Below are 13,628 nucleotides of genomic sequence, written 5' to 3'. Positions count from 1 at the left end.
GTCCACTAGCTCTAATCTAGTTAACTAGCTTCACGTAAAGTGACCACGGGGCGACGGAGGCTCACCTGTGCCCGCTTCGGAGGCAAGCGCCGAGGACATCGCCGCACGGTTGTCCGCCATCGGACTCACCACTCGCGTGGAGGAGCACGCCCGACACACGTCGATCGAAGCGGAGGTACCGGAATCCCTCCCGGCCGAGACATGGCGGGAGGCCCTGGACGTGGTGGCGGAAGCCGATCGATTCGGGCTTCTGGCCAGCAACTTGAACGGCCGCACCTTATGGGCCGCCGTACGCAAAGAGGTCCCCGCGACGGGCGATGTCCGGGGACCGGGCCATCAGCGATAGGAGCTGATCAACGTGTTCAACCGTATCCGCCGTGCCGTCTCGCACACCAGAGAGCGGTTTCTCCGGAAGGGCGGGCACCGCCTCCCCTTAACGCCCGCCCTACCGATGGTCGTTCACCTCGTACGCCCTGCCCGGCCGGTGCCGCTCATGGGACGGCGCCGAGACCTCATGGAGGTTATTGCGGGGGAGAAGGCGGCGCTCGTCCGCCCGTACGTGCTGGCCATCGAGGTGCGTGCCAGGCAGCGCGCGGCGACCATGGTCCACGAGCCATTCGCGTACACCTGCTTCGCGTCGGCGGAGGCCTTCTGATGACTCCTCGCGTGACGCACACGGCGGTCTCCTACCGGTCGAGCTCGTGCCGGATCGGCACACACGGCCAGTGCGCTCAGTCGGCCCCCACTGCGGCCCCGGTCGGCATCCCCGTGGTCTACGAGGCGTGCGACTGCTCCTGCCACACGGCCGTCGACCGCTGCGCACTGAGGGAGGTGACCCAGTGAGGGGATGGGCACCCAGCGGTGCACTGGCCGCCAATGTCGAGATCACCTCGACCAACGTGCAGCGCGGCGACGTCATCCAGATCGGAGGCCAGCCGTGCCGCGTGGCCGACCTGTTCCAACTGCACGGCGGGGCAAAGCGACTTCTTTTCGAGTCCGGCGAGCTTCTGACCATGCACTCTCGGTCCCGGCTCGTCGCCCTGCGGATGCTGAGGAAGTGGTGATTCAGGCCGTGCCTTCTCGCCGTCACGTCATCGCAGATGACATCCGGAACCAGATTTCGACCGGCCGGATCAAGGCTGGAGAACGCCTCCCCTCTGAGGCACAGCTCGCCTCCCACTACACGGTCAGCACACCGACGCTGCGGAACGCCCTCGCGGTTCTCGAGGCAGAAGGGCTCGTCGAGAAGATCCACGGCAAGGGCAACTTCGTCCGCCACCCGCTCCACCGAATCACATACGTCGGCGGTGGTCGCACGCCCGAGACAGCGGCTAATGCGGCTCTGCGTGTCAGCGTCCGCGTCACCAAGCTCCGGGCGCGTGGACAACTGGCCGCCCTGCTACGGGTGTCGGCCAGCAGCCCGTTGACCGAATTCCTCTATCTCAGCCATGAGGGGGAATCGCCGCACAGCCTGGCGCGCATCTACGTCCCTCGCGACCTGGCGCCGGCCGACGTGCCCGCCGAGTCGCCCTGGTCCGCGGGGGTGGCGGCGAGGCTGGCACAGCTCCGCCCACCACTGGCCGAGATCCGTGAGCGGGTCAGGGCTCGCCTCCCGACACCAGAGGAAGCGGTAACCCTTCGGATCAGCTCGACCCTGGCAGTCCTCGCGATCACCCGCGTTGCGGCCGACACCGCAGGACGCGTGGTCGAGGCGGCGCTCCTGGTACTCCCCGGCGACCGCGCCGATGCAGTCTTCACCACCCACCACAGGACCGAAGAGAGGGGGACGGAAGGATGACGGCCCACAATGAGCTACGACTCCTCCCGTGGTCGGGCCCTGAGGGCAAGCCGTGTTTCCTGAGCACCGACCACGGCAACGGCTACCTGTCCCGCTTGGCGGACAACACCGAAGCGATGCAGCTCGGCATGGCGGCCGAACTCCTGGAGCACGCGCTACAAGTACTCGTCGACGAGGGAGCGAGTCCGGAGGATCTGCGGCTCTTGGCAACCGATCTGGCCGGAACGCTGAGAGACGCCCTTCGCGTGGCGGAGAGCCGCGGCCGCCGACTGCCGGTTCCGGATCCCTCTGCAAGTGGAGGCGGCGACGAGGGCCCTCGACTGCCGGCGGCGATGGCCTTCGGTTAGCAGTAGCGCACATCCGATGATACGGAAGCCCCAGACAGAGTCTGGGGCTTCCTGCTTGGAGCCGACTAAGCCGCCAAGGTCACTCATATCGCTCCGGTCAAGCGCTTAGAAGGCGCCCGCGTTTCAGCGCCACTTGGCAGCATTGACCTGGGGCTCTCCCGCTCCTGCATGTATGGCCTGTGGAACTTCGTCAGGCGTGCCGGTGGGGTTGCTACCGCCCCAGGCCGCTCCGCGCTGTAAAGGCGACGACAGCAGTCGCACTCCTCACGCTCGTCGGTCTCATAAGCACCACCGCCGTGCTCCTCAGGGCCAACACGACTCGCGTGACGACGGCAAGTATGCGCTCGTCTGGGAAGCCATGGAGGGCTGGGGGGCCCGCCACAACGAGCAGGTGCGGTGCTTCCCCTGGATGGCCTCAAGGGTCCGACGGTGGCAGGCACACCGTCGCCAACGGACCGAAATGGGTGGCCTTAATGCTTGATCCGATCCGACTTATTGGATCAACTGACCAACCCGTCAAAGATACACACTCTAGGGGCAGTGGCGCCTGTTTTCCGGTGAGGGTGAAGCCGAGGCGCTAATTCCGTTACCAGGGCGGTAAGCCTATTTTATCTAGCTTCGCATCCGTGCGTAGAATTCACCTGCGTCAACATGGAGGTTGAGCTGAGTTCTCGCTGGCAGATTGGACCTGCCGAAATGCGACTCACCGGCAAGTGAACTGGTAGATACGATAGCCTTCATTGATCTCACTCCGTTCCTATACTTGGGAACGGTAAGAAAGGCGTCGAGTACACCAGAATCCATAATAGTGCTCGGGTCCTTCGCTGTGGCAGCGTTAACGCCTTTGAACAAGTCTGTCTCGCTCTGGAGGATCGAGTGCAGGATGATGGCACGCCTAATCATGTAGTAGGACCCCATATCCGAGTCGGTGCTTGAGGCGTCTATGCCTTTCAAATCGATGACCCCATGCACGCGGCTCAAGAAGTCCGGAGCTTTAGCTTGGACGAAGTCGGGTTGGGTACGGAAATGCGCGAGACTATGTGAGACGCCGCCGGCGAAGACGAATATCGATTTCCCTATCGGGTGAATCACTTGCCCTTCCCTGAAGCTTCCATCTTGCATTGGGGACAAGAAATAACGAAGCCATCCGAGACTCCTTTCAAAGTAGGTGTCGAACTCATCCCAGAAGACGAGGGGCAGATTCCCTGAGAGTCGCGCATCCCGGATTAGGTGGAACGCCTCGTCCAACTCGTTCGGTGAGCGGAACTGAGATAGATTAAAGGTAAGCGGGTCGAATTCTGTGTAGATCTTTAGGCTGCCAATCACTTCCTCGACGACAGTAGATTTACCAGACCCTGGAGCACCAAACATTGCGATTGAAACTGGAGCGCGCTTTTCTTTCTCGGCATAGCCGCTCACGATGTCCCGTATTGACTCGAAGCTCTCGATTTCGTCCCGGTCGACGGTGGTCAAGTCGCCGTATGTGCGGCGTGGGGCTTCCTTTAGTGCCCTGGGACCCTCTACTGCGACTCTACGTGAGAGTTCAAGCAGGCCCGTATTGAACTGATTATACTTCTCTCGCAGTATATTGAAATCATGCAAGGAGGAAGACGCCTTGAAACTCGCCTCCGCAAAGTGAGCGACTCTATCTCCTTCTGCCTTAATTGCGGCAGCTGTCTCTGCCACAGGAAATTGAATTGTAGTACCTTCCGGTCCAGAGCGCTCCACAAACCCCGTGTCGTATATGACTCGCATCGCATTGAGACCTGAGCGGACAGCCCCGACCACATGGGCCCTATCTTCTGGATGCGAACAGTGCTGCATAAATGCCCGAGCAATTGCCGCAGTGAGAGCGGAGGTGTATCCCCACATCATTCCACTACGCGAGAATTCTGAAGAGGTTTCCAGCATCTGGGGATCGAAAACCAGCGTGAAATCATTATCGGCTTGACGATCAAATATAAGTGCACCGACAGGTCCGAATGATATTACTACGTAAGCGCACTCAGTCAATTCGTGCAGCGGGCTATTGCTGCTCATGAGGGCGGCTGCACAGTCGCCGGCAGTACGTTCCCAGGACAGCCCTCGGCTAATTTCAATTCCCTTGTTGTGCCGCAAATTATCTGCGGTTGTCACCACTATTAGCTTGTTCTTTCGATTTGCCAACTTTCCCCAGAGCGGTCCGTGTTTAATTTCTTGACCAATCTTTTGATTGTCCCATTTGAGAATTACCCAGGGGGTTCGACTCTCATTTGTGATGACGGATGGCCAGTGACTCTCTGAGGATGAAAAGTCGATCCCCATGTCGACGAGTACGGCAAGAGAAGCGTGCTTACTTTTGTCTCTCGCAACATCTTCATGCTCCGCACATGTCTGCGGCCTCCGAATGAGGCCCATATAGTCATCCATGCGCCATGTGGCTGTGTTCGACGGAGGCTCAGCGTCGCTTGCTGAAAATTCACGAAGGGTTGCATAGACATGGCTCATCCTTGTGAAGAGTCTGTCCTCCCAGGCTGATCGCCAGTTTTGCCGCGCTACCTTAAAACTTTCGGTTCGCACCTCACGCAACAGATCTTCAACAAGACGTGCTCCCGCGTGAATTTCATCCCCGCGAACGGACAGTGTGGGACTTTGCTGCCCCTTTGCGCGGGCACCCTTCTTCTGTGTCGTTGTGTGGGGGCGAGCTATTACCCAGTCAGTGACAGCATCTCCAGCCACCACGGCGAGCTTCTTGGAGGTGAGGCTACGAGGCATGCGCATAGGATCATCCCCAGTAGGGCTGGAGGCAGACGACTCTCGAATAAGCTTGAATGCTCACTTTTACTCAGCGGCTTGCGGAGCAAGTGCGTTCTGGCGGTCCATCGGCCATCGACTCGTACCCCCGCCCCTACAGGCCCACCAGAATCCAGGATCACTCGGGACTCTCGTGACGTCAATCGGAGCCCTACGCCCTCGCTGCCCTTGTCTGGCTGCAGAGGGTTCTTCTGCCCGCTGCATGCCTCCATTGGCTCCTGCTTACAACGGGCTACCAAAGTGACCAGAGTTTCCGGTAAGCAGGCGGGTGAGGACGCTCGGTGGATTTCGGCCCGCCGTTCCCATCATGCGCAGACGTCGGCAGCCATGGAGTCGGGCGACGTCGTGCTCGGCCAACCCCCTGTTAGAACGCCTAACACAGTGAGGTGGATCGGTCCTGGTGGCCGTGTCCGCTCGGCGAGTTCGCTGTTGTCTGGGCCATGCGGGCTTCGCCGTGGATCGTGTCGGATGACCTGTGGAAGCGGATCGAGCCGCTCCTGCCCAGGCGGGAGAGGCGGTTCAGGTATCCGGGCCGCAAGCCGGTCCCGGATCGGCAGGTGTTGGATCCTGTTCGTGCTGCATACCTGGCATCCAGTAGGAACACCTGCCCCAGGAGCTCGGCTTTGGGTCCGGTATGACGTGCTGGCGCCGGCTACGGGACTGGAACGAGGCCGGAGTCTGGCAACAGTTGCACGAGGTGCTGCTGGCAGAGCTCAACGCCGCTGCCAGGCTCGACTGGTCGAGAGCGGTCGTCGACTCCAGCCACGTCAGGGCGCTAAAAAGTGGCTCCAGACAGGCCCGTCGCCAGTCGACCGGGGACGGGCCGGCTCCAAACACCACGTGATCACCGACGGACACGGCACCCCGCTCGCCGTCATCCTCACCGGCGGCAATCGCAACGACGTCACCCAGCTCATGCCCCTGCTCGACGCCATTCCACTAGTCCGTGGCAGGCTCGGCCGGCCCCGCCGCAAACCCCAGTCGGTCTTCGCCGACCGCAGCTACGACCACGACGTCTACCGCTGATCAAGCGGTTGCCGGGTCCCCACCCGACTGTCGCCGTCCATCTGTTGCGGAGCAGCAGCGATGCTGGCCTTGTTCTGGTCCGCAGCGAACCAAGCGGCGATATGGCGCCGCAGGACAGCTGGATGAGGCCGTTCACGCGACACAGGCAGAGATCAGGCTTGTCGCCTACCTTGGTCTCGGCCCTAGCACGGCTCATCCTGCGAGAGGATGTCTGCATGATGCGTCGTAAGCCCTCCGCCAAAGTCGCAAGTCAAGGCGTAACGCACACTCAGCAAGCCATAGAGGATGAGCTTGGCTGGCTGTTCCGCAACCAGCCCACAGAGGACTACGGCATCGACGCCCATGCCGAAGTCGTGGATGGCGAGGACGTACGAGGCCGGCTCCTTGCACTCCAGATTAAGAGCGGCGGGAGCTGGTTCAGAGAGTCTGCCCCTGGCGGCTGGTGGTTCCGGCCAGATGCGGAGCATGTGCAGTACTGGCTCAACCACTCGCTGCCGGTGCTAGTCGTGCTCCACCATCCAGAGACCAAGCAATGCCACTGGCAGTTGGTGAACCGGAAGACCCTGGTGGAGACGGCCACAGGCGGCTGGAAGCTAGTGGTCCCGGAGGAGCAGGTGCTGAACGAGAGCGCGGCAGCCCCGCTTCGGGCAGCGGCGGAGGGTGATCCCTATGTCCTGCGCATTCGTGAGCTTCAACTGGCTCGTCCATGGATGGAGAGACTGGCCCAGGGCCAACGCCTAGTGATCGACATCGAGGAGTGGATCAACAAAACGTCCGGGCGCGGCTCGATCGTGCTGGGGGTGGATCACGAGGACGGCAACGACCCTGAGGAGTTGGCGCACTGGGGCATCATGCTCGGGCTGGCCAGCTACGCCCAAGTGGTGCCTCGACTCTTCGCATGGGCGGACGTGCATGTTCATGATGAGACCTACGACGACGCGGAGTATGACGACTATGAGGCTGAATGCGTAATTTACGACCAGGACGGCGACCGATTCGTCACCCAGGACTTCAACGTTTGGCGGCAAAGTCTGCTTGCAAGAGGCTTGCGCCCCTACGCCAATTCCCACGACGAGGTGGACTACTGGCGGCTGGAGCTCAAATTGAACAAGCTTGGCAAAGCCTTCCTGGTGGTGGACGAGTTCGGGACGGATGGCGAGCAGCAGTTGGTGCTCTAGGTCACGAGGCTCTCCGCGATGAGTGTGACGGCCCCTGCTGATGGCGGAGGGAGATGTGAGACTCAGGAGTGATCAGCTTGGGGCGTTGCCACGTGTGGGCGACTCGAACCACCGATAGCTACTTTGTAAGCTGGTTCCGGGCGCTGACGCGTCATCGCTGGTCACGTGCCATCTGACGTGCTGGTCTCACGACGCAACACGCGATGCGCAGTTGACAGGCCCGACCGCTCCTACCCGGCACGGATCTGGTACACCGACACCTAAGTTGTAGGTTCGCTCTGGCGTCCGCTGCCGCTGGCACTGCCGTGGCTGCAGCCGCCGTGCGACGACGCAGACGACTACTGGGTCCAAGGTCGTTAATGCCACATGGAGATGTCAGCGCTGCCCGACTCTGCTTCAACCATGGGCAGACGGAGCCCGATCCCCGGCTTCATGTCACCACGGTTCCGTAGGACTCAAGGCTGACCGCTCCTCGGGCAGGCCGGCGCTCTCCCGGAACCTAGCAGTCGGGAGGCCACGCAACCTCCTTCGCTTGGTGCCACTGGGGCTCAAGCACACCACGCAGCATCCCTCATCAAGCGTCCAGGTGCAGCCGTCTGCTGAGGAGGACCTTCGAACCCGATGACACCCCGTCACGAGATCTCTATGATCTGTCAGGTGACAGGGGCTTCGGGTTGGGTCTGGGACCCAGACACATGGCAAGAGTGGGCTATTCGTCTACTCCGGCAGGAGTACGGCGCTGACAACGTCATCAAAGTTCCCGATCAAGATCGAGGCGATCTCGGAATTGAGTGCTTCACCCGCAGCGGCATTGTCTACCAATGCTACTGTCCAGAAAATCCCGACCTGAACCCTAGGGCTCTTTACGACAATCATCGCGACAAAATCACAAAGGATATCGGTAAGTTCATTAAGAATGAGGTTGAACTTACACGCCTTTTCGATAGCGTGAAGATCAAGTCCTGGATCCTTTTTACGCCTCGACACGAGTCTTACAGGACCGTTCAGCACTGTAGCGAAAAAGCCACCTTCGTTCGCCAGGCCGGACTTCCGTACGTTACGGCTGACTTCATGGTTGATGTGCACGAACTCGCGGATTACAAGGATTCTGCTGCCATCCTGCGACGAGGGCCAGTGCTTCCAGCTCCCGTCGGCGTTCCTGCTCAGGTCCCTCGAAGCACTCCAGACGGAATCGACTTCGGCCAAGTCGCAGGTCCGCTCATTGGCGAGATGGACAAGAAACTTGCAAGGATTCCTCGCCTTGTCGATCCGGCCAAGCGAGCGGTCTTCAGAGCGCATTTGCTCGGTAGCCAACTTGCAGCAGAAGGGATCCTTGACAACTACTTGGAAGCCATCCCAGAAGTGCACCAACAGATTGTCGATTGTATCGCGAGTGTAGAACGAGGTCTGTTGCTGGCTTTCGGGCCCGGGGATCTACCCCATAAGGTCCTAGGGTCGATCATCGAGGACGTGCGTACGCGCGTGGAGCAAGTAGTACCGGGAATCGCCAGAAGCAACGCCGAAAGTATCGCTTACATGGCTGTGACGGATTGGCTACAGCAGTGCCCTCTGGACTTCGAGGAGGCGGGTTGAAATGGCACGGGAGGCTATCCGTATGAATGAAGAGCTGCGTGGCCAGCCCGTGCTTTTCAGAAGCAGGCCGCGACCGATCCCGCCAACTAGGGACACCACCTGGCGGATTGGGGCTCTGGTCCTAGTGCTAAGCAGTTTCCGCGCGTCAACTGCTGATGTTGATCACCTAAATGTTTTGACTCACGCACTCCGAACGCCTACCACGCGCGCGCGGTTCCTGGCTTGGTGGCAAGGCAACTTTGTTGCTGGCGTCGGGTCTTTCAACCTTGAGCCTTCACTTGATCTCACAATTCGACTAGCCCACGCCGAGGGGCTGATCTCGGTTTCTCCAAAAGGGCGCGTGGCCCTACTATCCCCAGGGCAGCAATTCGCGCACGAGTTGAGCCGTAATGAGGACGTGTTTTCCGAGGAGAAGGAATTCTTGATGCGCCTCGGATCAATTTCATCGGCAAAACTCAAGCGCGCTATCGCATTGATTCGCTGAGGGGGGCATCTTGTTGCGCGTCACGGCAGTATCCATCACGTCACGAACACCCGAAGGCACCGTCAGTTTCGCCACGCGCTTCGGAGATGGTCTTACCATCATTCGAGCAAAAAATAGCTCTGGTAAAACACTGCTACTGAACTCAATCATGTATGCCCTGGGCCTTGAAGGGACGCTTAAACCGGGCAAGCAAGGGATTCTGACAACGGCACTTACTCAGAGTGTCAAGGTGGGGGGCGCCGAACGACCAGTCCTGCAGTCCTGGGTTGATGTTGAAATCTCTAACGGCGAGTCTGAAATCACCGTACGCCGATACGCTGTCCCTCCGGAGGGAATTAAGCCCGACCTTGTGACTGTGTGGCCTGGGCGCCTACTATCGGGCGGAGGAAGCGGCGCCGGCGAACCGGTCTACTTCTACGTGGGACGAGGGGGAACTGCGCAGAACGAGGCCGGCTTTCATCACTATCTGGGACGGTTCCTCGGCTGGGACCTTCCTGTGGTGCCAACATACGGCGGAAAGGAAGTTCCTCTCTATCTGCAAGTACTAGCTTCTCTGTTCTTCGTGGAACAGAAGCAAGGCTGGTCCGGCATCATGCCGAAGATGCCTACGCAGTATCAAATCCGTGAGCCGCTTCGGCGGTCGATCGAGTTCTACCTAAAGCTTGACATCATGGAGCGGGCTAGGCGTAGGTCGGAACTACAGCAACGCCTCTCGCTGCTTCGGGCGGAGTATGCTTCGCTGCGGGGTGCTCTCGATGCAGCGGCACAGGTATCCAATGCTCGAGTAGTCGGAACTAGTGAATTCGGCACCCCGACGTTCTATCGCAACCCACTGTTTGGTGCTGATTCCGATGGAGTTGCCGCCGGATCTGTGCTCACAGTATTCAATCGGGATCGTTGGGAATCGCTCCAGGAAACACTTGACCATCTCCAAAGAGAGATTCAAGAAGCCAGGGCATTGATGCGACCTCAACTTACTGAGAGCGGAGCGTCCACTCTGAATGCCGCGTTGAGTGAAGCTCGCAGTCGATTGCGGAGTATTACGATCGAACTGCAGTCTCTGGATGATTCAGCAAGCATGATGGATATGCAGAGAGGGGTTCTCGAAAAGAGGCGACGGCTGCTGGAGCAAGAACTTCGCCGCTATAAAGATATCTCTGCTCTCGAAAGCATGGGGGCGCGATTTTCGGCACGTGCCATCGGGCACCATGATTGCCCCACCTGCCAGCAATCGCTGGACGGAACGGAGAGCCTATCCGGCGCACCGGTGCTTTCAACCATTGAGAGTGCCGCGCTTGTTGCGCAGCAACTCGAAACCGTCTCCAATGTGATCAGTGACGCTTCTGCCAGTGCGCGCGCCAATGAATCCGCGCGTTCTGCGCTCGAGCAGGAGGCGGGTGGAATTCGTGCACGAATTAGAGCCCTACAGGCCGACCTCGAAGCTGAGGCCCCCAACGTCTCGATCGAGCGGCTACAGTCGAAGCTCACTGCGGAGGCCAGGTTCCGCGAACTTGTCCGATTGCGTGACAGCGCTCAGGTAGTCGTCAATGACCTGCTGGCGGCGCAACGCAATGCTATCGGCCTCAAGTCGGAGCTCGACTCGCTAGGAGATGACGAATTCAGCCCTGCGGATGACAGGAAGCTCACCCGGTGGCAGAACGAGCTGCAGGATTTCTTGGGAACGTTCGAGTTCCTTGTATTTGCACCTCGTGAAATTTCTATTGATCCACAGACTATGCGCCCTGCTCACGGGGACAGTGACCTCGGATTCCAAGGTTCGGCGAGCGACGGCCTTAAGCTGCGCTGGGCCTATTTGCTTAGCCTCGTGCAGACCAGCGCTTCCGTTAGTGGATGCCACCCCGGTCTGTTGCTACTTGACGGGCCGAGAATGTACGACGTCGGGCCCGCGGCTATGAGATCCTTCCTGCGTTCCTGCTCTCAGCTCCGCGGGGAAGGTGGCCGGGCGCAAGTGATCCTGACTTTGAGCGAAGATCCCGCGGTGGTCCGAGAGTGGCTGTCGAATTGTGTCTACAGCGTCGTAGATATCCCCGAAAGGCTGCTGGTATAGGGAGGCGTAGCGGCTTTGGGCGGGAGCTGCCATGGGGCGAGAGATCATGGCCCCGTAAGCTTCCGGCGAGTCGGGCAGTCTGTGGACCTGCCCGTTAAGCACGACGTTGGGGCCATGATCTTCGAGGCTCGCCCCATGGTGGCTGCCTAAAGCCGTGGAGCCGAACGCCCCAGCCCCATCGGGGTTCAACCCCATCAAGCCGTTGCCCTGATGGCGGGCGGCCGGCGGCCGGGCCGGAGCGGGGCGAAGACAGGAGCGCGGCCCGAGTCGCCGGGCCGCGCGCCGCCGCGCTGTGCGCGGCGGGAGCGCCTTGATGAAGTAGAGAAACTCTTACCGCGCCACTCCCTCAGAGGGCGATCGGCTTGTATGCCAAAGCGCGATCTACGATCTTCGCAGCGCTCAGCTCTTGGTCGAAGTCCCAGAAGATGTAGTTGCCGATGTGAGGGCACGCGAGTCCGCGCTCCAGGGCTTCCATGATCGCGTCGTCTTTCGCCTCGTCGTCTGTGCCTCCGTTCATCAGGCATTCGACAAGGGGTATCGCCTCTTCACGACTCATCCGCGTCCTGCGCTGCATCACTCACCGTGCCGTGATCAGTCGGCGGCCGTCGTGGCTGCGGACATGTGGGCCTTGTCCGTCCAACGCGTCGAGCAGGCGCACCGCGTAGACCTCACCCATCCGCTCAGAGACTTCCTCGGGAGTGAGCCAGTCAACCGCCGTCGACTCAGCGGAGGTTCGCTCAACGCCGCCTGACGGCTTGCACCGGAACACCAGCGCCACGATCCCGCGCGTCGTGTTCTTGTAGACCCCGGTGAGCTCGTCCACCTCGACCCGGATGCCTGTCTCTTCCCAGACTTCTCGGGCTACGCCGTCTTCGGGGGCCTCGGTGAGCTCGAGCACGCCGCCCGGGAGCTCCCACGTTCCGTTGTCGGCTCGGCGGATCGCCAGGAGTCGCCCGTCCTCGCGCACCACTGCTCCCGCGACGGACACGGAGTGCAGTGGCGTTGACTGGGTCTCTCGGGCGCTGTTACTCATGTACAGGAGCATAGGAGAGTGAGAAGGACTATGGGAACAGCCGTAGGAGGTGGGAGGGCCGTACCTCGGTACGTTCAGATCGCCGAAGAGATCGTTCAGCAGATCCGGGCGGGCGTCCTCAAGCCTGGTGACCTGGTGCCGAGTGAATCCGAGCTGGTGGAGCGCTACGGCGTCTCAGGCGGGACGATCCGTAAGGCGATGGTGGAGGTCCGGGCCAGCGGACTCGTGGACACCCGGCACGGTAAGGGCTCGATCGTGAAGGACCGGCCGCCCGTGCGGCTGCGCTCCTCGGATCGCTTCCGCGCCTCGCACCGCCGGGGCGGCAAGGCCGCCTACCTCGCCGAGTCGGCCCAGTCCGGCGCCACGGCCAAGGTGAGCGTTCTCTACATCGGCCCGATGGAAGCTCCCGAGGAGATCGCCGACCGGCTCGGCGTTTCTGCCGGCACTCAAGTCCTCGCCCGGCGGCGGCTCTACTTCCGCAACGGCGTCCCCGTCGAGACGGCTACCTCGTACCTGCCGTGGGACGTGGTCAAAGACATCCCCGAACTGTTCGCCGAGAACCCCGGCCCCGGCGGCATCTACGCCCGCCTGGAGGACGACGGCCACACCTTCGCCGAGTTCGTCGAGACGCTGACAGCGCGCCCGGCCTCCAAGGCTGAGGCGTCCGAACTGGCGTTGAGCTCCGGCGCGCCCGTTGTGCACCTGCTCCGCAACGCGGTCACCGAAGCCGGTCGGGTCGTGGAGGTCTGCGACACTCTCATGGCCGCTGACCAGTTCGTTTTCGAGTACCGCATCCCCGCGGCCGACTGACGCTCGCTCAACTCTTCGCAACCCGCCGGGACTTCTTCGCCCTGGCGGGTTGACTCATGTACAGGAGTCATGCACTCTTCTTCATGTGCACTCATATACATGAGTGATGGAGTCCAGCACATCTAGAGGAGTGATCTCTGTGCGTCAGATCCCCGTCGACACTTCCGCCGCCTCCGTGATGGTGGCCCAGCCCCCGCAGCCAAAGGTGAAGGACCGCCGCACCGGTGAGCGTGCGATGGACGCCGAGACTGGTGCCGCGCTGTCGACCGTCGACGTGATGTTCGCGGCGAACGGTGAGGTGGAGATCCTTTCGGTGACCGTGCCGGAAACCGGCGTCTCCAGCGACCTGGTCATGGGCACCCCGGTCGCGATCACGGGCCTGATCGCCCGGCCGTGGGAGAACGAGTTCAACGGGCAGCGCCGTCACGGCATCGCCTTCCGCGCGGTCGCCGTCACGTCGCTGGTCGAGAACGCCACGAAGCCGAAGGCGGCCTGATC

14 protein-coding genes and 1 pseudogene are annotated in these 13,628 nt (G+C 61.0%); 11 read left to right on the top strand and 4 right to left on the bottom strand.

The window, feature by feature from the left end; translation table 11 throughout:
• The first annotated feature begins 67 nt into the window (after window positions 1-67).
• The 6 genes from AB0K02_RS26785 (at window position 68) to AB0K02_RS26760 (ending at window position 2,145) form a co-directional block, all read left to right on the top strand.
• Window positions 68-346, top strand: a complete 279-nt coding sequence (locus AB0K02_RS26785; RefSeq protein WP_365995080.1) for a hypothetical protein — start codon at window positions 68-70, stop codon at window positions 344-346.
• Window positions 347-493: 147 nt separating this feature from the next.
• On the top strand, window positions 494-655 hold the full coding sequence (locus tag AB0K02_RS26780; protein WP_365995079.1) for a hypothetical protein: 162 nt from the start codon (window positions 494-496) through the stop codon (window positions 653-655).
• Window positions 655-843 (top strand): hypothetical protein, encoded by a 189-nt coding sequence (locus AB0K02_RS26775; RefSeq protein WP_365995078.1) that lies wholly within the window; start codon window positions 655-657, stop codon window positions 841-843. Before AB0K02_RS26780 ends, AB0K02_RS26775 begins: the two co-directional genes overlap by 1 nt.
• Window positions 840-1,064 carry a hypothetical protein gene (locus AB0K02_RS26770; protein WP_365995077.1) on the top strand — a complete coding sequence of 75 codons (225 nt, stop codon included), beginning with the start codon at window positions 840-842 and terminating at the stop codon, window positions 1,062-1,064. The genes AB0K02_RS26775 and AB0K02_RS26770 overlap by 4 nt, the downstream gene beginning before the upstream one ends.
• The gene (locus AB0K02_RS26765) at window positions 1,061-1,798 is read left to right on the top strand and encodes a GntR family transcriptional regulator (RefSeq protein WP_365995128.1); all 738 of its coding nucleotides are present in this window, start codon (window positions 1,061-1,063) and stop codon (window positions 1,796-1,798) included. Before AB0K02_RS26770 ends, AB0K02_RS26765 begins: the two co-directional genes overlap by 4 nt.
• Window positions 1,795-2,145 carry a hypothetical protein gene (locus AB0K02_RS26760; protein WP_365995076.1) on the top strand — a complete coding sequence of 117 codons (351 nt, stop codon included), beginning with the start codon at window positions 1,795-1,797 and terminating at the stop codon, window positions 2,143-2,145. Before AB0K02_RS26765 ends, AB0K02_RS26760 begins: the two co-directional genes overlap by 4 nt.
• 612 nt (window positions 2,146-2,757) lie before the next feature.
• Here the strand turns inward: AB0K02_RS26760 and AB0K02_RS26755 are convergent.
• Entirely contained in the window at window positions 2,758-4,899 is a 2,142-nt protein-coding gene (locus tag AB0K02_RS26755) for an AAA family ATPase (protein ID WP_365995075.1), read from the bottom strand.
• Window positions 4,900-5,378: 479 nt separating this feature from the next.
• Here AB0K02_RS26755 and AB0K02_RS26750 point away from each other — a divergent pair.
• Both AB0K02_RS26750 and AB0K02_RS26745 read left to right on the top strand, forming a co-directional pair.
• A pseudogene (locus AB0K02_RS26750) lies at window positions 5,379-5,961 on the top strand (IS5 family transposase); the annotation flags it as partial.
• Window positions 5,962-6,179: 218 nt separating this feature from the next.
• Window positions 6,180-7,142, top strand: coding sequence for a DUF4365 domain-containing protein (locus AB0K02_RS26745; RefSeq protein WP_365995074.1), 963 nt, complete (start codon window positions 6,180-6,182; stop codon window positions 7,140-7,142).
• A 717-nt stretch (window positions 7,143-7,859) separates the two neighbouring features.
• Here the strand turns inward: AB0K02_RS26745 and AB0K02_RS26740 are convergent.
• The gene (locus AB0K02_RS26740; RefSeq protein WP_365995073.1) at window positions 7,860-8,510 is read right to left on the bottom strand and encodes a hypothetical protein; all 651 of its coding nucleotides are present in this window, start codon (window positions 8,508-8,510) and stop codon (window positions 7,860-7,862) included.
• Between the two features lie 719 nt (window positions 8,511-9,229).
• On the opposite strand from AB0K02_RS26740, the gene AB0K02_RS26735 reads away from it, so the two are divergent.
• Window positions 9,230-11,287, top strand: a complete 2,058-nt coding sequence (locus AB0K02_RS26735) for a hypothetical protein (RefSeq protein ID WP_365995072.1) — start codon at window positions 9,230-9,232, stop codon at window positions 11,285-11,287.
• A gap of 346 nt (window positions 11,288-11,633) precedes the next feature.
• Here the strand turns inward: AB0K02_RS26735 and AB0K02_RS26730 are convergent, their stop codons facing one another.
• Window positions 11,634-11,843 (bottom strand): e9imm peptide, encoded by a 210-nt coding sequence (locus AB0K02_RS26730; RefSeq protein WP_365995071.1) that lies wholly within the window; start codon window positions 11,841-11,843, stop codon window positions 11,634-11,636.
• Between the two features lie 21 nt (window positions 11,844-11,864).
• Window positions 11,865-12,332, bottom strand: a complete 468-nt coding sequence (locus AB0K02_RS26725) for an NUDIX domain-containing protein (protein WP_365995070.1) — start codon at window positions 12,330-12,332, stop codon at window positions 11,865-11,867.
• Window positions 12,333-12,350: 18 nt separating this feature from the next.
• Between AB0K02_RS26725 and AB0K02_RS26720 the strand changes: the two genes are divergently transcribed.
• Window positions 12,351-13,130 carry a GntR family transcriptional regulator gene (locus AB0K02_RS26720; RefSeq protein WP_365995069.1) on the top strand — a complete coding sequence of 260 codons (780 nt, stop codon included), beginning with the start codon at window positions 12,351-12,353 and terminating at the stop codon, window positions 13,128-13,130.
• Window positions 13,131-13,269: 139 nt separating this feature from the next.
• On the top strand, window positions 13,270-13,626 hold the full coding sequence (locus AB0K02_RS26715) for a hypothetical protein (RefSeq protein ID WP_365995068.1): 357 nt from the start codon (window positions 13,270-13,272) through the stop codon (window positions 13,624-13,626).
• Window positions 13,627-13,628 lie beyond the last annotated feature (2 nt).

It is taken from the genome of Streptomyces sp. NPDC049597, assembly GCF_040675505.1.
In the GTDB taxonomy this organism is placed as follows: domain Bacteria; phylum Actinomycetota; class Actinomycetes; order Streptomycetales; family Streptomycetaceae; genus Streptomyces.
This window is presented reverse-complemented; position numbering and strand designations above follow the sequence as displayed.